At 54.1% G+C, this 19,298-nt stretch carries 21 protein-coding genes; 7 read left to right on the forward strand and 14 right to left on the reverse strand.

Going from position 1 to position 19,298, the window contains the following annotated elements; translation table 11 throughout:
- Positions 1–19: 19 nt before the first annotated feature.
- Together HMPREF1207_RS02375 and HMPREF1207_RS02380 are read right to left on the reverse strand one after the other, a co-directional pair.
- Positions 20–280: a YqkE family protein gene (locus HMPREF1207_RS02375; RefSeq protein WP_009672917.1), complete on the reverse strand. Its 261-nt coding sequence runs from the start codon at positions 278–280 to the stop codon at positions 20–22.
- A 91-nt stretch (positions 281–371) separates the two neighbouring features.
- Positions 372–1,352 (reverse strand): formylglycine-generating enzyme family protein, encoded by a 981-nt coding sequence (locus HMPREF1207_RS02380; RefSeq protein WP_009672680.1) that lies wholly within the window; start codon positions 1,350–1,352, stop codon positions 372–374.
- 191 nt (positions 1,353–1,543) lie between these two features.
- Here HMPREF1207_RS02380 and HMPREF1207_RS02385 point away from each other — a divergent pair, with 191 nt between their 5' ends.
- From HMPREF1207_RS02385 to HMPREF1207_RS02395, 3 genes are read left to right on the forward strand one after another with little or no spacing between them, the layout of a single operon-like run.
- Complete coding sequence (locus HMPREF1207_RS02385; protein ID WP_009672811.1) at positions 1,544–3,046, forward strand: spore germination protein; 1,503 nt, start codon at positions 1,544–1,546, stop codon at positions 3,044–3,046.
- A 9-nt stretch (positions 3,047–3,055) separates the two neighbouring features.
- Positions 3,056–4,171: a GerAB/ArcD/ProY family transporter gene (locus HMPREF1207_RS02390; RefSeq protein ID WP_009672821.1), complete on the forward strand. Its 1,116-nt coding sequence runs from the start codon at positions 3,056–3,058 to the stop codon at positions 4,169–4,171.
- Positions 4,168–5,301 (forward strand): Ger(x)C family spore germination protein, encoded by a 1,134-nt coding sequence (locus HMPREF1207_RS02395; protein ID WP_009672800.1) that lies wholly within the window; start codon positions 4,168–4,170, stop codon positions 5,299–5,301. Before HMPREF1207_RS02390 ends, HMPREF1207_RS02395 begins: the two co-directional genes overlap by 4 nt.
- Positions 5,302–5,410: 109 nt before the next feature.
- Here HMPREF1207_RS02395 and HMPREF1207_RS02400 read toward each other — a convergent pair whose 3' ends face one another.
- The 3 genes from HMPREF1207_RS02400 to HMPREF1207_RS02410 form a co-directional block, all read right to left on the reverse strand.
- Positions 5,411–6,775 (reverse strand): cell wall-binding repeat-containing protein, encoded by a 1,365-nt coding sequence (locus tag HMPREF1207_RS02400; protein ID WP_009672776.1) that lies wholly within the window; start codon positions 6,773–6,775, stop codon positions 5,411–5,413.
- Positions 6,776–6,889: 114 nt separating this feature from the next.
- On the reverse strand, positions 6,890–8,020 hold the full coding sequence (locus HMPREF1207_RS02405; RefSeq protein ID WP_009672914.1) for a HAMP domain-containing sensor histidine kinase: 1,131 nt from the start codon (positions 8,018–8,020) through the stop codon (positions 6,890–6,892).
- Positions 8,017–8,709: a response regulator transcription factor gene (locus HMPREF1207_RS02410; RefSeq protein WP_036739415.1), complete on the reverse strand. Its 693-nt coding sequence runs from the start codon at positions 8,707–8,709 to the stop codon at positions 8,017–8,019. Before HMPREF1207_RS02410 ends, HMPREF1207_RS02405 begins: the two co-directional genes overlap by 4 nt.
- A 286-nt stretch (positions 8,710–8,995) precedes the next feature.
- Here HMPREF1207_RS02410 and HMPREF1207_RS02415 point away from each other — a divergent pair, with 286 nt between their 5' ends.
- The gene (locus HMPREF1207_RS02415; RefSeq protein WP_009672721.1) at positions 8,996–9,361 is read left to right on the forward strand and encodes a hypothetical protein; all 366 of its coding nucleotides are present in this window, start codon (positions 8,996–8,998) and stop codon (positions 9,359–9,361) included.
- Positions 9,362–9,521: 160 nt separating this feature from the next.
- On the opposite strand, the gene HMPREF1207_RS02420 is transcribed toward HMPREF1207_RS02415, so the two are convergent.
- From HMPREF1207_RS02420 to HMPREF1207_RS29615, 6 genes are all read right to left on the reverse strand, one after another.
- Positions 9,522–10,541, reverse strand: a complete 1,020-nt coding sequence (locus tag HMPREF1207_RS02420; RefSeq protein WP_009672768.1) for an S-layer homology domain-containing protein — start codon at positions 10,539–10,541, stop codon at positions 9,522–9,524.
- A 22-nt stretch (positions 10,542–10,563) separates the two neighbouring features.
- On the reverse strand, positions 10,564–11,586 hold the full coding sequence (locus HMPREF1207_RS02425; protein ID WP_009672686.1) for a hypothetical protein: 1,023 nt from the start codon (positions 11,584–11,586) through the stop codon (positions 10,564–10,566).
- A 30-nt stretch (positions 11,587–11,616) separates the two neighbouring features.
- On the reverse strand, positions 11,617–12,615 hold the full coding sequence (locus tag HMPREF1207_RS02430) for a hypothetical protein (protein ID WP_231392000.1): 999 nt from the start codon (positions 12,613–12,615) through the stop codon (positions 11,617–11,619).
- Positions 12,616–12,747: 132 nt separating this feature from the next.
- Positions 12,748–14,160, reverse strand: a complete 1,413-nt coding sequence (locus HMPREF1207_RS02435; RefSeq protein ID WP_009672778.1) for a sensor histidine kinase — start codon at positions 14,158–14,160, stop codon at positions 12,748–12,750.
- The gene (locus HMPREF1207_RS02440) at positions 14,151–14,846 is read right to left on the reverse strand and encodes a response regulator transcription factor (protein ID WP_009672739.1); all 696 of its coding nucleotides are present in this window, start codon (positions 14,844–14,846) and stop codon (positions 14,151–14,153) included. The genes HMPREF1207_RS02435 and HMPREF1207_RS02440 overlap by 10 nt, the downstream gene beginning before the upstream one ends.
- A 260-nt stretch (positions 14,847–15,106) precedes the next feature.
- Positions 15,107–15,280 carry a hypothetical protein gene (locus HMPREF1207_RS29615; RefSeq protein WP_016423425.1) on the reverse strand — a complete coding sequence of 58 codons (174 nt, stop codon included), beginning with the start codon at positions 15,278–15,280 and terminating at the stop codon, positions 15,107–15,109.
- A gap of 330 nt (positions 15,281–15,610) precedes the next feature.
- On the opposite strand from HMPREF1207_RS29615, the gene HMPREF1207_RS02450 reads away from it, so the two are divergent.
- Complete coding sequence (locus HMPREF1207_RS02450) at positions 15,611–16,213, forward strand: nitroreductase family protein (RefSeq protein WP_009672797.1); 603 nt, start codon at positions 15,611–15,613, stop codon at positions 16,211–16,213.
- A 62-nt stretch (positions 16,214–16,275) separates the two neighbouring features.
- Here the strand turns inward: HMPREF1207_RS02450 and HMPREF1207_RS30515 are convergent, their stop codons facing one another.
- Positions 16,276–16,407, reverse strand: a complete 132-nt coding sequence (locus HMPREF1207_RS30515; protein ID WP_009672895.1) for a hypothetical protein — start codon at positions 16,405–16,407, stop codon at positions 16,276–16,278.
- A 52-nt stretch (positions 16,408–16,459) separates the two neighbouring features.
- Positions 16,460–16,603 (reverse strand): zinc-binding dehydrogenase, encoded by a 144-nt coding sequence (locus HMPREF1207_RS28585; protein ID WP_231392001.1) that lies wholly within the window; start codon positions 16,601–16,603, stop codon positions 16,460–16,462.
- A 209-nt stretch (positions 16,604–16,812) separates the two neighbouring features.
- On the opposite strand from HMPREF1207_RS28585, the gene HMPREF1207_RS02455 reads away from it, so the two are divergent.
- Positions 16,813–17,166: a PadR family transcriptional regulator gene (locus HMPREF1207_RS02455; RefSeq protein WP_009672766.1), complete on the forward strand. Its 354-nt coding sequence runs from the start codon at positions 16,813–16,815 to the stop codon at positions 17,164–17,166.
- A complete protein-coding gene (locus HMPREF1207_RS02460) occupies positions 17,147–18,355 on the forward strand; it encodes a DUF2812 domain-containing protein (RefSeq protein WP_016423426.1) in 1,209 nt (402 codons plus the stop codon). Before HMPREF1207_RS02455 ends, HMPREF1207_RS02460 begins: the two co-directional genes overlap by 20 nt.
- 145 nt (positions 18,356–18,500) lie before the next feature.
- On the opposite strand, the gene HMPREF1207_RS02465 is transcribed toward HMPREF1207_RS02460, so the two are convergent.
- The gene (locus HMPREF1207_RS02465) at positions 18,501–19,289 is read right to left on the reverse strand and encodes a MerR family transcriptional regulator (protein ID WP_009672871.1); all 789 of its coding nucleotides are present in this window, start codon (positions 19,287–19,289) and stop codon (positions 18,501–18,503) included.
- Positions 19,290–19,298: the final 9 nt, after the last annotated feature.

Genomic DNA, 19,298 nt, shown 5'->3' on the forward strand with positions numbered 1-19,298 from the left:
GCAGACTGCCTGGGGTTGCTTATTTGTATTTGCGCCAATCCATCTCGCTGTTGGCAAGCAAATGTTCGAAATTGTTGTCCAGCCGTTTCTGCTCGGCCTTGCGGGCCTCCGCCGCTTTCCGCTGCTCTTCCTCGCGGCGCTTCGCTTCGTCCGCCTTCATCTGATCGGATTGAGCCTTCAACTTCTCGATAACCTGCGGGTTAAGCAGGTCCTTAAGCGTTGCGGGCTTATCCGTATCGGCGGCACGCGGCGCAGGGGCGGGTCTGTTCTTTTTCCCCATCACTCATCACCTCGGTTCCCACATTATAGCAGGTTCGCAGGCTGTATTCCAGCCTTTCCGGGCCTGCTTACGGGCACAATGAAACCCGGCGTCAAGCATCGGCCGCACACCGGAACCCGATATTTCCGGCAGAGCTGTCCGGAGTGTTTTTACTCCTTGCGGCAGTCCGGTATCGGTTGCAATAGGATTTGTGGCAGAGGTAGGAGCCTCCGCGCATAACGCGGGCATCCCCGGAAGCCGGCCCTTGCGGATTGTCGGCCGGGCTGCATGCGTAATAAGCCGGACTGAACCAGTCCGAACACCACTCCCACACGTTGCCCGATACGTTGTAAAGCCCGTAGCCGTTGGGCGGATAGGCATGGACGGGAGCCGTTCCCCGGTAACCGTCGCTGCCGTTGTCTTTGAGCGGGAATTTGCCCTGCCAGATGTTGCAGCGGTGCCCGCCTCCCGGCTTGAGCTCATCCCCCCAGGGATAACGCTTCCGCACCAAGCCGCCGCGGGCCGCGTATTCCCACTCCGCCTCCGTCAATAGACGCTTACCGGCCCACTTGCAGTAGGCCGCCGCATCGTTCCAGGAGACGTGTAGGACGGGATGGTCCATGCGGTCCCGCAAGTCGGAATCCGGTCCCTCGGGATGATCCCAGCTTGCTCCCCGGACCACGTACCACCACGGAGTCTGCGACGGCACCTGCGTGACGTTCCTTGCCGTTTCGGGCGAAACGAAGGAATGAAAGACGAATGACCAGCCGAAACGTTCGGCTTCCGTCACATACCCCGTCTGACGCGCGAACTCCCGGAACTGCGCATTGCTGACCGCATGCGGATCCACATAGAAGGGCTTCAGATGAACTTCATGCACGGGTCCCTCGCCGTCCGCGGGGAACCCTTCCCCATCCTCCGTTCCCATATCAAAAGAACCGCCCGGGAGCAGAATCATCCCCTCGGCCGGATCGGTATCCGCCTTTTCCATGCCTGTCATGACCGCGGTCCGCGTCCCATCCGGCAGGCCTGAAAGTTCCGTGAACTGCCCTCGGCTGCCCCCGCAGCAGCTTTTTGCCGGTTTCGGCTCCATGAATTTCCCCTCCGTCGTCGAAGTCTAGCCTTCCGCTTTTAACCACTATATCACATGCCGGAGGGCTTATCTTCCCGCAACAACGATTTCCGCCTGCCTATTTTCCTTTCTTCCCGGTAAATGTAAGTAAAGAGAGCCGATTCCGGTCATACTAAGCGGACCAAGCCCGCAAGGGAGGACGTGTCGGCCTAATGCCTGATTTTACCATCCGCAGTTATGATGATTTCAAAGCGTACTGTTCCCAGGGTACTAATCAGATCCAAAGCAAAATCATCGGGATACCCGGAGAGTCTTACGAGCTATTTTATCTCGACCAGCTGATTAACAAAGATATTCTGCACCGCGACATTCTCCATCCGCTGCTGGAGCTCGGCGGGGGTCTCGGTCCGGATGAGCTTCTTTCGTACCTGCCCGTGGGCGGGGGCAAAAAAATCGACGAATGGGGCGAAATCCCTACCCTGCTGCTCGCAGGCTGGATTTACGTTCATCCGTCGTTTTATGAAAGCGGGGTTATTCTTCAGGCCGATCAGATTCCCGGAAGGAATCTGACTGCTGCCGAGAACGAAAGCCAGATTTTCGGGCCGCAGGTCAGTTTCGCGGAATCGCTCGATCAGAACATGGCTCTGATCCGCAGCATCCTGAACGATCCGCTGCTCAAAACCGAATCGTTTATTACCGGAGATCAGACAAAAACCAAAACGATCATGTGCTACATGGAGGGACTCAACAATAACGCGTATGTCGCAATGGTCCGCAAACGCCTGTCCAATCTCAAGACGGACGGCATTCTGGACTGCGGTATGCTCTCCAAGCTGCTCGAAGACAATCCCGACAGCATTTTTCCCATGTATTTCCTGACGGAAAGGCCCGACCGGACCGTCGGTTCGCTGCTCGAAGGCAAAGTGATCGTACTCGTCGGAGGCAGCTCCCGTGTCATGATCGCTCCTTCCACGTTCATCGACTTTTTCAAAGCCGAAGAAGACCGTTACGTACACTGGCAAATGTCCGCTTTCGTGTTCATATTGAGGATGCTGGCCGTCTTCTTCTCCATGCTGCTGACTCCCCTTTATGTGGCCGCGCTCACCTTTCATTACGAAATGATCCCGTCAGCCCTGCTCGACCCTCTTTCAAGCTCCAGGGCGAAGGTTCCTTTCCCGCCTTTATTCGAGGCCCTGCTGCTTGAATTCATCATCGAGCTTCTGCGTGAAGCGGGCGCGAGACTGCCGACCAAAGTCGGTCAGACGATGGGCATCGTAGGCGGTATCGTCATCGGGCAAGCCGCCGTTCAGGCCGGGTTCACCAGCAACCTGCTCATCATGATTGTCGCGCTCGGCGCGCTGGCCTCCTTCACTTCCCCGGGATTTATGATGGGAACGGCCATACGGATTCTCCGTTTCCCCATGATCATGATCGCCGGATTCTGGGGCGGGGTCGGCATTGTCATCGGCGTATCTTTTCTGCTTATCCATCTCTTGAGGCTCACTTCGCTCGGCACGCCGTACCTGAAGCCGTTTTATCCGTTTGACAGCTCCGAATTTACCGAATTGTTTATCAGACGGCCTTACGGCAAATTCATGGACAACCTTGTCAAAACCTTCTCTTTCCAAGCCCGGAAAGAGAAAGGGAATACCTCCGAAACCCCGGACAACGGGCAAAAAATAGATTTGTTCGAACAATTCCAAGAAGAAAACTAGGTGACTGACATGAACGGCTATCCGGATTCTCCCCGTATTTCAGTGCGCGCCTATCTGCTTTTCTTTATCATTACAACCGCGCAGGTAGGTGTGGGAGGGGCCAGCTTTCAACGCAAAATTTATAAAATGGTGGGCCAGGATTCATGGGTTACCGTCCTGATCGCCGGGCTGTTCTGCCATCTTGTCATCGTCGCCATGTTTTCCTTTCTCAAAAAATATCCGGGCCAAGATCTCTACGGCATTCAGAAAGAAGCTTTCGGAAAATGGCTGGGCGGTGCACTGTCCTTCCTCTATGTGGCTTACCTGATCCTCATCGCTTTGACGATTATCCGGAATTATGCGGAAATTGTGCAGACGTGGATTTTTCCGGACATGCCTCCCTGGTTCCTGGCCCTTATGGTTCTTGCCCTTGCTTTGTACGGTGTGCTCGGAGGCATCAGAGTGATTGCCGGAATCGGATTTGTAAGTGTTCTGATCATAACCCTCGAGATGCTGCTGTTCTACTATCCCCTTCAATACGCGGATTGGGGATATCTGCTCCCCGTCATGAATCATTCTCCGCGGGATTTTCTGAAAGGAACGCAAGAGATCTCCTTCTCGGTTGTCGGTTTTGAACTGCTGATGTTTGTTTTACCTTTTATACGGGATACAAACAAAGCGCCGAGATACGCCCATTTCGCCATTGTGTTTACTATGTTTACTTATCTGGTTTACATGTTTACGGCGCTTGTCTATTTCAGCGGAGGACAGCTTATCCACACCATTTGGCCGACTTTGACTTTGCTCAAAATCGTGGAATTTCCCTTTATCGAGCGAGTCGAATATATTACGGTTTCGCTCTATCTCATCGGAATTTTGCCGAACGTGATGCTGTATGTGTGGTCCGCCTCCCGCGGCATTCCGAAAATGAGCCCGCTGAAGGAAAAAGCTTCCCTTTACCTCGTCGTCGTCATTTTGTTTGTGATTTGCACGTTCTTCAGCAGCAGACTTGAAATTAGGCGGCTGAACGAAATATCCGGTCAAGTAAGCATATACATGGCTTTTGCGTATCCGCTCCTGCTGAGCATGCTCTTGTTCTTCAAAAGACGGGGCGTTCAGCCCCCAAACGGAGGTGACTCCCCGTGAAAATTCGACGGCTTTGCCTGCTGGCCCTTGTGACGGTTCTGGCTGCGACGGGATGTGTGGAGCGGCGGGTCTTTGAAAGAATCGGTCTCGTGGTGGCGCTGGGTTTCGACAAAGGCCAAGGCGGCATCCTCAGCGGCACATCCGTCATGTATACCCTGGACAAAGAATCCGGTCACCGGGCTACGATTCTGGCCAACCAGGCTTATACGACCAAAAAACTGCGGGAGGACCAGAACCGCAAATCATCCAAAAAGCTGATGCTGGGCCAGCTGCGCGTCGTATTGTACGAGGAAGCGATCGCCCGCGACGGGCTGATCGATCTCGTCGATTCCCTGATCCGCGATCCTTCCATCGGCACAAAAATATATTTGGGCATCAGCACCGAGAAAAGCGCCGATCTTCTCCAGTATCCGTACCGGAGCATCAGTAATATCGGAACGTATCTGTACGACACGATCAAGCAGAATGTGCTGGAAGGACAGATTATTTCACCTACGCTTCATGAATTTCTGCGGGATTATTATTCCGCCGGCAAAGATCCCGTTCTTCCCGTTTTTGTCCGCAAGGGAGAAACAATCTCATCCGAAAAGGCGGCCCTGTTCCGATCCGATAAAGTTGTCGGAATGCTGTCCAACATCGACGCGGCTTATCTGAAGCTGATCCGCAACCGGTTCAAGACCGGCACCTTCGAACTTAAGCTCGACAAGAAGAAGCTGGACCCTTATTTGAGCGAAAATAACACGGACCGGCGGGAGCACATTCATACGGTAGTCCGGATCGTCGATACCAAGCAGGGAATCCGCCTGACGGACCCGGAAAAACCCGCTTACGAGCTGAACATGAAGCTGAAATTTGTTCTGGAGGAGATTTCCGCCGGAATCAATTTAACCGAATCCGAAGTGACGCGCACGATCGAGAAGCTCGTTACCGACGAATTCACAAAGAAAATGGAAAGCGTGCTCGCCAAAATGACCGATTTAAGAACAGATCCCGTCGGCTTCGGGGAGATTTACCGCCAGTCGCTTCGCGGAGGCACGCTGACGAAAAGCGATTGGTACGACAAAATGTCCGCCATGTCCGTCGATGTCCATTTGAACATGGAACTGCTTCGCACAGGGGTTGTGGAATAGTACAGCCGCGACGTTTACCCGTCAGGTCGCGCCTTGTCATTTCGCCGTTAAAACAAAGAGAACGCCGACGGCGTTCTCTTTCTCGTTGGATGCGGAAGGACAACTTCCGTTAATGGCCTGCATGAGACTTGCCCGACATGTCGGTCTTCCCGGAACCGGAACCCGAGCCTGTTCCGGCTGCGCCGCCGGTGCCGGAATTTTTACCGGCATCGCCGCCGGCTGTCCCGGATTGGTCACCGGCGGCCGGCATACCGGACATGCCCCCGTGACCCCCGTGTCCTCCGCCTGTCTTGGAGACGATTTCGAGCATCGAGTCGATCTCGCCCTGACCCGCAGCCGAAATCGAACGCTCGTCTCCCGTAAGCCACGCGTGGTTGAACGGGCCTTCCACGGGAGACTTGTCGTACTTCGGCTGCACGGACATCAGGTACGCCATGACGGAATCCGGCAGCTTGTCCTTCTCCGTCCAGATGAGGGGTGCGTGCTTGCCGAGATGCGAGAACGGAGCGGCAGCGAGGGCCAGATCCGGATTCTCCTTGCTGATCAGCGAGAAGTTGTGGCCCGGCGTCGTGATTCCCCAGCCGAATCCCGTTGCCGGGTCCTTGTACTTGGCGAACGCGATGCTGTTCTCGACGGGGTCTTTTCCCGCTATCCGCACGACTTTGCCGTATTCGCCGAGCTGTTTCTCGACGGCTGCGGAAATGACGGAGTCCGGGCCGAGCAGGTAGATGTTCGCCTTGCCGTCCCGCGTTTTTAAAGCGTCAATCGTCTCTTGGGGAACCTTATCCTTGCTCACGTAGAGCAGAGGCTCGGGCATATGGGAGATCCAGTTGACGGCCGGCATCGTGTATTCCTTGTTCTCGCTGGAACCAACGATAACGGAAGGCGGATTCTCCTTCGCTACCTTCCCGTAATAAGCATCAATCGCTTTTGCCGCCGCGGCGGGATTATCCGCCGGGATCTTGTCCGTTTTCAGGCCCAATTCCTTGGCCTGTTTTTCCACTTTAGGGTCCAAATTCCCGACGAGAATGGCCTGCACGCCCTGGTTGGACTCGACTCCGGCCGGTTTCAGACGTTCCAGTTCCCGCACGGTTACATCCGGAATACCGTCCTTGTTAACGAAAAGAACCGGCCCGTTATTCGGGTGATGAATCAGATCGGCACTCGCGAGGGCGGTCTGCCACTCCTCGGGATTGACGAGCACGACGCCTCCCGGGCGGTTGTCGTCGCTTGTGGCCATCCACAGCGTACGCGAGGTGAGCACCGCCGCCTCGTAAGGATCGCTCGAATTGATGCGCGTCGTGTTCTTGGACGCGATCCAGGGCGCCTTCGAATCGGCTTCCCCTCTGCCCGCCGCCGTTACAGGCTGAGTCGCCGCTCCGCCGGCTGTATTTTTGGACGGATCGTTTAAGCAGCCCGTAAGAGCCAGCGATGCGGTCAAGGTTATCATCCCGACTCCTATCCATTTTTTCATTTGACGGATGCCTCCTTCACAAAAATTCTCAATTGGTTCTATGGATCAGTGTACCCATCAATTATGAAGAACCTGTGTAGGTGAAGCTCCCTCAAACGTTTATTTTTTAAACCGTTACTCGTCTCCGGCATCCGGCTCCTGCAAAATCCGCGTCTTTATTGCCGCAAGGGGCGGCTGCGCTGCGGAAAGGGTGACCCGGAAAACCGCTCCCCCTTCATTGGCCGCCGAAATCCGGCCGCCGTGCGCCTGCACCAGCTTGCTGACGATGGCAAGTCCGAGCCCGCTGCCTCCGGACCTGCGGTTGCGCGACTTGTCTCCGCGGTAAAAGCGCTCGAAAATATACGGCAGATCGCTTTCCCGTATACCCGGGCCGGTATCTTTGACGGTAATGAGCACCTTGTCTCCCGCACGCCTGCCTTTGAGCGCCACTTCCCCGTCAGGAGGCGTATAGGTCAAGGCGTTGCTGAGCAAATTGACCAGAATTTGCGTGAGACGGTCGGGGTCTGCATCGAGGTACACGCTCCGGGGGGCGTCGACGGTGAAGCGGATCCGTTTTTCCAAGAAAGCGGCGGACATAAATGCCTTGACCTTCTCCATCACGTTGTTCAGCGGCACCTTCGACCGGGTGAGCCGGAATACCGGCGAGTCCAGTTCGTTGAGCTCTTCCAGCTCGTTAATGAGATCGGCCAGACGGACAATCTCTTCATAGCACGAATGGATGCGCTCCGGTGTCGGCTCCCAGATGCCGTCCTCCAGCGCTCTCATGTGGCTTTTCAAAGTCGCCAGAGGCGTGCGGAGCTCATGGGCGATATCCTCGGTCATCGTAACGCGGATCTTCTCCAGCCTTTGCAGCTGCTCCGCCAGCTCGTTGATCGACTGCCCGAGCTCCGCCAGCTCGTCGTCTCCGCCCACGGCGGTCCGGCTGTCCAGCTGGCCTCCGGTCATTTTCTCGGCCACGGCCTTCATTTCCACGAGGGGAGCCGACACCCGTTTCGCTACGCAGAACCCCATGCAGGCGGCCAGCACGATCGAACCCAGGAACGTCCAGAGCACCGACTGCATGATGGCCTGTTCCAGATGCGTATTGAGCCGGGGCATATCGTGCATCCCGCCGTCGGCCTGGTTCATGTACATCGTGATATGATAATGCGTGCTGATCAGAATGGTCGCCGTCGAGATGATCAGAATTCCCGTAGCCATCGCGACGATCATGACAGCAAGCCGGACATGCAGCTTCTTCTTCACTTGAGCTCACCGGAGAAACGGTATCCCGCTCCGTAAACCGTCTGGATATAGACGGGATTTTTCGGATCCTTTTCGATTTTCTGACGGATGTTCTTCACATGCTGATCGATGGTCCTCACGTCCCCGTCGTAGGCGAAACCCATAATTTTATCGACGAGCTCGTCCCTCGTAAAGCTTCTTTTGGGATATCGCGCAAGCGCTATCAGAAGTTTGTATTCGATAGGCGTCAGACTGACCGGTTCCCCTTGGCAAAAAACAACCTGCCTCAACGAGTCGATCTCCAGATGCCCGTTCCGAAAAGAAACCCGGTCCGCCAGCAGCTGGCTGTCGTCCGAACGCCGCAGAATAGCTCTCACGCGTGCCACAAGCTCTCTCGGATCGAACGGCTTCGTCAAGTAATCGTCGGCTCCGAGCGACAGACCGTGAATCTGATTCGTCTTGGAAACTTTGGCCGTGAGCATGAGAACCGGTACCGCATCGGACCGCCGGATTTCCCTGCATACCTGTTCCCCGTCCATATCGGGCAGCATCAGATCCAAAACGAGCAGGTCGACGCCTCCTTGCCGGACCGTTTGCAGCGCTTCTTGACCGCTGCCCGCTTCAGCGGTACGAAAGCCTTCTTTTTGCAGATAAGACACGATGACTTCCCTGATTTTGTCTTCGTCATCCACGACCAGAATCGTTTTCAGGGCAGGTTCCCCCTTTACTTGGCATTGCCGGATTAGGGCCGGGTCGGGCCCTATTTTACTTTATCAGCACAATATGTAGAAACGATGTAGATTGTACATGGAAGGCAGAGGATAGGCCTGCATTAAGCAACCCCTATACGATTATAAACCCGTGTTCGGGGAGTTGCGAATCCGAATGAAATCAATAATAGAAAATAATTTTCTTTTTATATCAATAAAAAGATATATTCTACCAATTCTTCGATAAGTATGATAGACTATATTTACCAACTTTGGAGGTGTTATTATGATAAAGAAATTTTCTGCCATTCTTTTGACCGGAGTTTTAGCCATGTCTCTCGCAACCTCTGCTTATGCCGCAAATGAAAGTTTACAAGTTATTTCTGAGCCGGGGGAAGACAACACGGCCGGATCCATATCCGGTCAAGATAAAGAGGGCAAATTCACTTTTTTCACCACTCAAAGCGGAGGCCAAAATTTCGCTAAAGCGGCCGTTCTATCCAGCTGCGGCGGCGCTCCTATCGATTTAGAAATAAAAGGGGTCGGAAGTATTACAAAAGCAATTAAACTGTCTAGCGGTTGCAGCTATAAAGTGCGTTTGTGGAATGAAACAGGCGGAACAGCCAAAGCATTTTTAAGAAACTGGGAGTAGTTAAGGACTATTTAGTAAAAATCACGTTTAAATGTCTACATAAGTCATAACGATAGATTTATTATCCCCCGTGGATCTTTATCCCATAGGGGATTTTTGCCATAAATCCCTCTAAAGACAAAAAAGCCGCGGAGAACGCGGCTCGGCTTCTTGCATTTACTTATTTGATCTGCCGCTGATAAGCTTTGGCCGCTTCGTTCATCGCTTTAAGCTCGCCTCCCTTAACGTAAGAAGGAAAATTGTTGCTGTCCTTGCGCACATAAACGCTGCTGTCCGCTGCCGTCAGAAGCTCGCCGGACGCCGGGAAATAATAGAAGCTCGTGTCCGCATTCTGGAAGACGGCCGCTCCGTTCAAATCTTTTTTAGCTTTCAGAAGGTCATTGTCCGCGGCTTTAAACGTGATCCGGCTCACTTTCCCCTCATAGTAAGTGACGACGAAATTTTTATAAATTTCCTCCGGATTGCCGTCCGCTTCGTCCTTGCCGGTTGCGAACGGCTTACCGAGCAGCGCGTGAACTTCATCCGTCGTCGGGCCTACCGCCAATCCGTTCAGGATGAACTTGCCGTTCTCCGCTTTAACCTGCAGCGTATCGTGGCGTTTGCCGTATTTGCCGTTCTTCTGGAAGAGACGGTCGATAATGACGGCTGCCTCGGCACGGGTTAAATTCTGGTCCAGCGCCAGGTCGGTATCGGTTCTGCCTTGAAGAATGCCGTTCTTCCGGCTGACGTCCGCGGCCGTTTTATCATCCACCGGCTTTGAGCGCAGCGCCGGGTCGATCACGCGGCTGACGATGCGGGCGAGCTCAAGCCTGGAGATCGGCTTATTCATGTTCTCCTTCTTCACGCTGCCGTCAATAAAGCCTTTCGTCTGCCGGGCTTCCGTAAAGTACGGCTGCCACCAGCTGCCGCTTCCTGCGCCGCCTGCCGTAAAGGCCGGGTTGTCGGTCGTTACGACCATTTTAATGAACTGTGCCCAGGTAACCTGGCTCTGCGGGGCGAATTCATGATCGGCGATGCCGTCGATGACATTCATCTGGTACGCGTTGATGATGCTGTCTTGAGCCCAGGCCACATGATCGATATCTTTAAACAGCCAGTGAGCCTGCGTGGTTGAGTTCAGGGACAGAAGCAGAACGCCTCCGGCTGTCAGTGCGGTTGTCCATTTTTTTATCTGTTTCATCCTTCATCCCATCCTTTTATCTTTACTTGGCGGTTTTCACATCCGGGAATGCGGCGGCGATACGGGCGTCAAGCCCCTTCCAGAAAGCGTCGATGCCGGGTTTGGGGTCTCCGATGATGCTTTCGCCTTTTTTTCCGGGGTTATAAATAACATCCTTATTCGTGTTGATGACCGTCAGATACTCTTTCACGATACCGGCCGTCTTCGTATCCGGGTTGTTTTTGACGAGTTTCTCATAGCTCTGCTTCACGAGCGGAATGAGCTTCATGCCCGGTTCCTCGATCGCTTCATAACGATAGCCGTGAATATATTCATGCAGATAATCGCTGTAGAGAGCCTTGATTTCTTCCGCTTTCGGCCCCTTCGGGTAGGCGGTCAAAACCTTTTCCGCCGCCAAATTACGCTCCCCAAGCTCGTCGCGCGAAATTTTCAGGCTGGCGTCGGAACGGAAAGGCGTCTTGTTTTCAAGCGACTGGATGGCCAGATACGCCTTCAGATCGTCCGACACATACGGCGCATACGACTTGTTCAGCGCGTCATAGTCGACTTTCCAGAAATAACTGCCCTCTTTGTCCGAAAGCTGGAGCTTGGCGGCCGCCTGGTTTTTCAGCCACTGCTTCAACGGATCGTCGTTCACGATCTTGTTGAAATCCGCGGGATAGCCGATTTCCCTCATTTTGTCCGCCGTTCCGGGCTGGCCCATCATTTCGGTAAAGCTGGCGTTCAATCCGGGCAGATGTGTGTCGTAAAACTTCTGAAGTTCGATAAACATCTGAACGGCCGTCGCTTTATCCGTTTTGGGCATGTTCTCGTCAAGGAAGGCCGTGACCTCCCTGGCTTCTTTGGCCTGGGAGATTTTCAGCTGGAGCCTGGCGAGGACATTGCCGCTTGCAGCCGCTCCCGGGCTCGGTGAAGCCGTCTGGGCAGAGTCCTGCCGGGCCGGCTCTTTGACTTGAACATTCTGCTCCCGGGCTCCGCAGCCGGCGAGCAGGGATGCGACCAGCAGGGTGCAGACCGCCGCTTGTTTGACTAGGTTCGCTTTCAATCTCTCTTCACTCTTTCTGTTTCTGACTGCTTATTTTAACTGATAGATGGTCGTGAACATGTTGTCCGTGATGTCGCCGGACAGAACTTCACTGACCATGAAGGAAGTGCCCGAAGGACTCCAGTCAATGACGCTCTTTAAATTAGGCTTATACGAGACGGGGATCATCCGGCCCGAGTCCGCGTTCATCACGTAAAGTCCCGTCATCCCCTGATCGGGGCTAAATACGGAGAAGGCGATCCGGCTTCCGTCCGGCGACCACGACAGCTGCTGCAGGAGGCGTCCCCTCGCTGCCGTCTTCTCCCTGCCGCCCCGCACGGCATCGGCCAATACGAGCGCGTTTTGATCGGGTCCGGTTCCGCTGACCAGGGCGATCTGCCTCCCGTCCGGAGACAGCGCGAAGTCGGACACTCCGCTTCGGGTCCAGACCCGGGCGCCGCCTCCATCCGTGTCCGTGACGGTCAGCTCCCGTTCGCCGCTCAGGACATACAGCCGGCCGGCTTTTAATGCGGCTTTAACGATACCGGACTCCACGTTCTCGTGTTCTACGGGTGTCATTTCGCCGTCGGCGCCGAATCGGACGAGCCGCCCTTGCGGCTCCGTGAGCACAGCCAGATACGACTTGTTGTCTATCCACGCTCCCGGGAACTCCCGGGTTTGCGGCCCGGTGCGTATAATCCGGCCGGTTTCCAAATTGTACAAATCCGCGGCTCCCTCATACCGGTGATACACCCAGGCATTCTTCCCGTCCGGCGCCATCCGCGCCCCTGTCGCTCCCTTTATCCCCGTATCGCGGATCTTGTCTCCCGCAAGATTCCGGAACTCCAGGGGAGCGCCGACCAGGGAAGCACCCGAAATGCCGATAAGTTCGCCCTGCGGGCTCCAGCCCATCCCATAGAACTGATCCAGGCGCTGAATTCCCGCCAGCACGGTGTGCCCGCCGGTCTCGGCGGCCGGCGGATCCACGACGGTTACCGACGGGGAAGGCGAACGATCGCATCCCGGGGCGGCTGCAAGCAGGAACATCATTCCCGCCCATACGGCCAGCCGCTTACCGATTCTGCCGAGCTTCAGAATGATGTCCTCCTTTCAAGCACTACCTAGAATATAACCCTCAAAGTTTTCCGCAAGATTTCAACTTGTTTCGAACTTGTAAATGTTTCAGCCAAACTTTTCATCGTCCCCTGCCGGAAAAGTCACGATAAAAGAAACCCCGCCTTCAGCGGGATGTTCAACCCGGATTTGCCCGTGCTGCTTGTTTACAAGCTGCCTGACGAGCGACAGCCCGAGGCCGCTGCCTCCCGACTTTCTGGCCCGGTCCCTATTCACCGTATAAAAAGGCTCAAAAATCCGTTCTCTGCGGTCCTCCGGTATGCCGACTCCGGTATCGGTGAACTCGACCTCGACTCCGCCTTCCTCCATGATCCGGCTGCGGATCAGAACGGTCCCGTTCTCGACGTTGTACTTAATGGCATTGTCCAGCAGATTAAGAAAAATCTGAATCAGGCTTTCCCTGTCCGCCCACAGTTCCGCGGGAACAAGTGCATGGGAAACGGTCACGCCGAACTTCTCCGCTTTCCCTCTCATCCGGGAGGAAAGATCCTCCAGAAGCGAGTCGATCTGGATTTTCTCCGGCTGCTGTTCGAATTCATACTTATCCAGCGCCGCCAGCTTCAGCACTTTCTCCACCAGTTCGTAGAGCCGCGCCGCTTCCTTGTCGATGACGTCCCGCGCCTCCCGGACCAATCCGGGATCGTCCTCGTACATATGAAGCAGATCCGTGTAAGCCCGGATGGAGGTCAGCGGCGTTTTCAGCTCATGGCTGATGTTGTTGATAAAATGCTGTTGTGTCCGCAAACTGCCCTGTATGGCGCGGCTCATTTCATAAATGCCGTCGCTGAGCGAGCCCAGCTCGTCTTCGCGCCGGAAGGGCGGAGCGTCGATAAAATCCCCGACCCGGATGTCGTCGGCCGCTTCTTTCAGCCGCCGGATCGCCTTCGCCTGACGGTTCATATACAGGAGACCGAGGACAAAACTGAACAGCAAGACGCCGCTGCCCGCTATCAGAAAGGAATTTTGCAAATTCCGGTAAAACGCGTTCTGGGCCGCCAGCGACACCTGAAAATGCAGGACGCCGATCTGTCCGTCGGGACCTCCCGCCGGCGCCAAATAATCCTCGGTATCCCCCAGGACCCGGTAGACGATCTTATTGTTCAGGGCATGCGAAATCACGCCGCTCACGTCCGGGGATTCCGCCATCGGAAGCGAATCTCCCGTTCTGGCGCCCGTCATATCGTAGAGCAGGAACCTCATGCCGCTCGCCGCACCGATTTCGACGGCCAGATTTTGTCCCTGCAGCTGCATAAATGTTTGAGGATCGAAGCGCGTCCCCGTCACAACCTGCTGTCCGATCCGATTGTTCGCGATGCCGGCCTGCCGGTTCAGCGTCTTCTCCATCTCTTCTTTCTGATACCTGTGTACGCCGTTCAACACGAGCACGCTGAGCACGCCGACGGCAAAGAGAAGCAGCGCGGCGATAAACAGCGCAAACTTCCATTTTAAGCTTATCCGCATGGTACTTCCCCGACGGCTTTATACCCGACCCCGTAGACGGTCTGGAGCACGTGCTGGTACGGTTCGCCGAGCTTGGTTCTCAGCCTTTGCACGTGGATATCGACGGTCCGCGTTCCACCGGCGTATTCCATTCCCCATACGAGATCCAGCAATTCTTCGCGCGAAAAAGCCCTTTTTAAATTCGAAAGCAGCAGGGCAAGCAGATCGAATTCCTTGGGAGTAAGAGTCAGCGCTGCCCCTCTCAAACTCACAAGCCGCTGCTCGGGATGCAGGCTCAGCTCCCCGATCGTCAGAACGGCGGGCTCTTCGCCGTTTCCGCTTTTATCCAGCCGTCTGCACAAGGCTCTTACGCGGGCAATCAGCTCCCTTAAGTCGAACGGCTTCGTCATATAATCGTCTGCGCCCAATTCGAGTCCGAGAATTTTATCCACAATATCGTTTTTTACCGTAAGAAGCAGGATGCCGAGGTTTTTGCGGTTTTCCAGTTTTCTGCACACTTCAAAACCCGTCAGCCGGGGCATCATGACGTCCATAACCAGTACATGAGGCCGGAACGATTCCGTTTTGCGCAGAGCCTCTTCCCCGTCCGCCGCCGTTTCCACGACAAACCCTTCCCGTTTGAGGCCGTATGCGATTGCACTCGTAATCGTCTGCTCATCATCTGCAACAAGAATTTTATAGTCCATGCCGTTCCTCCGATTTCGCTCCGAACTTTTCTCTATTATACACGAGCAAGCTGACCCGGCACGTCAAGAAGATGCACCTTGCGTGCCCCATTCCGTAAGCAGCTGAAGATTGCTTTGCCCGTCCGCCGGAGCAGATGCCGTGAATTGCCGGAGATCCCTCAGACTAACCATGCTTACCCTTGCGTAAAAAAAGAAAAACCGTGACCGCTGGCGGCCAAGGTTCTTAGTGGCAGGGCTTCTTGGACAGGAAAGGAAGCGGATTATTCCCCTTGTCCTTCAGACGGATTTATAATTCCGCAGGACCCCGGGTACCCGTCGTTTGCTCTCATTTCGTCCAAATGCTCGCGCATTTCGGGATCGCCGGGAAGATCGGCCGTCAATTTAACCGGCGGCTGCCTGAATTCCACGCGGCCTTTAGGATGCTTGTCACTCATCTCTTTATTCTCCCTTCGCTTGTAAAAGCTTTCTTTATAGTTTTCCTGGCCCGGAAAAAAACTATTCGGGAAAAGAGTCCCGGCGCGGAGTCTTCTTTCCACACTGTTACGGCGCTTCCGGCAAGCGGCGCGGCGTCGCAGTATGACGTTGGTCAGTTACACGGGTTTGCCTGGCTCATAACAGCATGGGGCGGCCCGACTGCGTTCCCGCAGCCATCGGCTGAGATTCGACGGGTGAGGCCCACATAACCCCCGGTTGACATCTCGGTCGTCCCCGCCTATGCTTGAATCATTGAGAATATTTATCAATGGAAAAGGAAGGTGGCAGCCATGCCTACGGATATGAACCTGACCGACGCTATCAGCGGCCGGAGATCCATCGGAAGAGTGAAAGACGAGCCGATTCCGCGGGAAATCATCGAGGAGCTGCTGGAAGCGGGCAACTGGGCGCCTAGCCACCGCTGCACGGAGCCGTGGCGCTTCTTCGTCATGACGGGAGCCGGACGCGGCGTTCTGGCCGAAGCCTACGCCGATGTCGCGGCCGAAGGCTCCGGCGCTTCCGGCGAAGCGCTGGAGGAACTGCGGGCCAAGCAGGGCAGCAAGGCGTACCGCGCCCCGGTCATCATCGGCGTAGCCGTCTCTCCCTCCGAGGATCCGGCCGTGAACCGGATGGAGGAGTTCGCCGCCGCCCACTCCGCGGTGCAGAACATGCTGCTGGCGGCGCACGGGCTGGGGCTTGCCGCCATCTGGCGGTCCGGGGATCCCATGTACCATCCCCGGATGAAAGCGGCTTTCGGCTTGCGAGAGCAAGACGAGATGGTCGCCCTCGTGTACGTGGGCTACCCGCAGATTGCGCCGCAGGCCGGCAAAAGAAACCCCGTGCAGGAGAAAACCGTCTGGATCACGGAAGGTTCCGAGTCCGCGGCCGAGTAGCGACCGCCTCCCGCTTCGGGCGGGAAGCTTCGCACCTGTGAACAACGGCCTAACGGCCGGGTTCAAAAGACGACGACGCATCGGGCATTACCCGGGGCAATCAGGAACATGCGATTCGGGCCGGCATCGCGTTTCTCCGGGCGTCCGGCTTTGCCGGCTTTCTCGCCTGTCGGCAGAAGAACGAACCGCCGCATCAATAAATAGCCTCCGTCTCCCCTTTCGGGACAGACGGAGGCTATTTGGCCGTTAGCGGGGCGCCCGGACATCGAGCAGCACGTTGCCTGTGCTCTGCCTGCTTCGGGCCCGCGCGTGAGCGGCTGCCGCTTCCTCAAGCGGAAATCTGCGGCCGATCGCGATGTTCAGCTTGCCTTCGGCCAAGAACCGGAACACCCGCTCGGCAGGCTCCTTGAGCAAATGCGGCCGCTTGCTGCGGTCGTACCCAGGCTGAAGCCGGGAACCGAACGGCAGCTCGCGTGGAGGTCAGCCGTCTTGAACGTTCCGGCTGTATTTTATTGTTGAGCATTATGTCACGTCGTGATATAGTCGAGACACGACATATATACCTGTGACATAGTCAAACGGGTACAAAGACAAGGGAGGTGGATATTCTGGACACTGAAAAAGTGCTGAAAAAGTATGTACCCATGACAGAAACGGCGTTTTATATTCTCCTATCTTTAGCTGAACCGCGTCACGGATATGGAATCGTTAAACATGTGGAAGCAATCTCCAATTCACGAATTCGATTAGGTTCAGGCACCGTATACGGAACTTTAACGAAAATGCAAAAAGACGGGATTATAACCGTATTTTCCGACGAGGAAAGAAAAACGGTATACGAAGTGACTGAGCTTGGACATAAATTAATCACTGCTGAGATCGATAGGCTTAAAGAGCTGTACCAGAATGCATTGAAATACGGGGAGGGTTTTTATGATGACAAAAGTATTTAGGCCATTCTGGAGCTACGATGTGCAGAAAACCGAAGAGTGGCTCTCATCTATGACAGAAAAGGGGCATGAATTAGTAAAAATAAATCGAGGAACACGGCATTTTTTCTTTCAGCAAGGCAAGCCAAGAAAAAGAACGTACAGGATCGGGTTCAATAACATTCAAACCAATTCGCTGTCTAGAGCTTTATTGGATGATGGATGGGTGAAGGTTTCGCAGAGTGGAAAGTGGTATGTAACGGCGAATGAACAGCCCCTGGAACAAATTAAGACCTTCCCCGTACGTGAAGGTATAGTCAAACATAATAAGACCATCCTGTACATTTTCGCGAGTGTTTTAATCTATTTAACGGTCATTGCTATATTTAATCTTATCCTCGGTTCGGTAATATTTTTCCAAGATGTACCCGGTCATTTTGTCGAAAGTCCTCTTTGGATTTTAACCTACTTTTTAATAGGCATTGGAATTGCCCTATGGGTACTTACCCTTTATTCTGTTATTAAAATTAATAAGACAAACAAGAAATTGATCGGAGAAAACATACAACGAAAGGAACTGCTGGGGAGGGAGCAAGTTGAAAGAAGGCTAAGCAAGGATGAAGAGAAGCGGTTAAGACGTTCAGGTCAACTAATTGTTAAGAGAAGATTGGGATGGATGTATGCTCCGGATAAGCTTGAAAAGTGGCTCGAAGCAATGGAAGAACACGGACTTAATCTTTATCGTGTCGGTAAAACAGGAACCGTTTTTTATTTTACAATGGGAAGTCCCCGTAAAGTAAGTTATTGTGCGGATTATCAAACTATTGCAGATGAAGGCTACTTCGACTTTCACAGAGATGCCGGATGGAAGAGTGCTTTTATTTCCACCTCATCTTTTCAAAAATGGACCTTATGGAGCCGTGAATATTCAAGGGGCGAGGAACAGCCGCAAATCTACAGTGATAAATCACATCAGTTAAAACATGCTAGGCGCATAGCCATCACCTATTCTTGTATGTTTCTTCCATTAATAATTTTATATATTTTTATCATAGGGGCTAATATTCACCGGATGTCCGATCACAATCTGGATAAAATGCAGATTATAAACATGACTTTGTTTGTCCTATTAATTCTAAATTTTGGTTCATTTTCAATCAGAACTTGGCTGTATTACAGGCGATTAAGTAAGCGTTACAAGTACGATTTGTGATTATAAGAGTTCAAGATGATGTACTTCCATCCTATTGTACCGGATGAATCCCCCGGGCGCTCCCGTATTTTCCAAGCCTCCCGCCTGGAACCTCGGCAAGGCAAAAAAGAGACCCGAACCCCGCCGGGCCCGGATCTCTTTGATTTTAACGGTTGGCGCGGTCTTCCCCCGCTCCCTCCAGCCGGTCGCAATAAATATGCATCGCTTCTTTCAGGAAAGCGGAGAATCCGGCCCCGTGCCGGTCAATGTTGGCCGTGAAGCGTTCATCGGCGACATACAAGTCGCCGAGTCCCCGGAAAATTTCCGGCGTACAGTCGTAGAAATGGCCCGTAATCCACTGCCGGAGTTCGGCTGCCGCTTCCTGAGCCTGCGGGCTTGACGGGCCTTCCGCCATTGCGGCTGCGGCTTTGGCATAAATCCGCTCGGACTGCCCCATGATATCCGCCCACTGTTCCTTTGTATAGGAACCTGCGCGTTTCTCCACGGCGTCCATCGTTTGACTTCCGTACTTTTCACGCGCTTCGGCGGCATATTTTTTCTTATGCTCTTCCAGCGGGGTGCGGTCGAAGCTTTCGAATAATTGTTCTTTTCTCATCGGAATACCTCCCTCGACAGAAGCAATCGTTCTGTCCACGGTTTCAATGATGTCTTCCAGCCGCTTCTTCTTGCGGAGAAGCAGCTCCTTGTGTCCGATTAACGCACGTTTACGATCAAAATCGGGATTCTCCAGCATCGCCTTGATCTCCTGTAGAGCAAAGCCGATTTCTTTGAAAAACAAAATCTGCTGAAGTCGTTCCAGATTCCGGTCCGTATACAGCCGGTAGCCGGCGGCGTTGACCGAGTCGGGTACAAGCAGGCCGATTTCGTCGTAATGATGAAGCGTGCGTACGCTCACGCCCACCAGATCCGCCACTTCCTTCACCTTATACGCCACAACATCACC

Source organism: Paenibacillus sp. HGH0039 (genome assembly GCF_000411255.1).
Taxonomy (GTDB): Bacteria; Bacillota; Bacilli; order Paenibacillales; family NBRC-103111; genus Paenibacillus_F.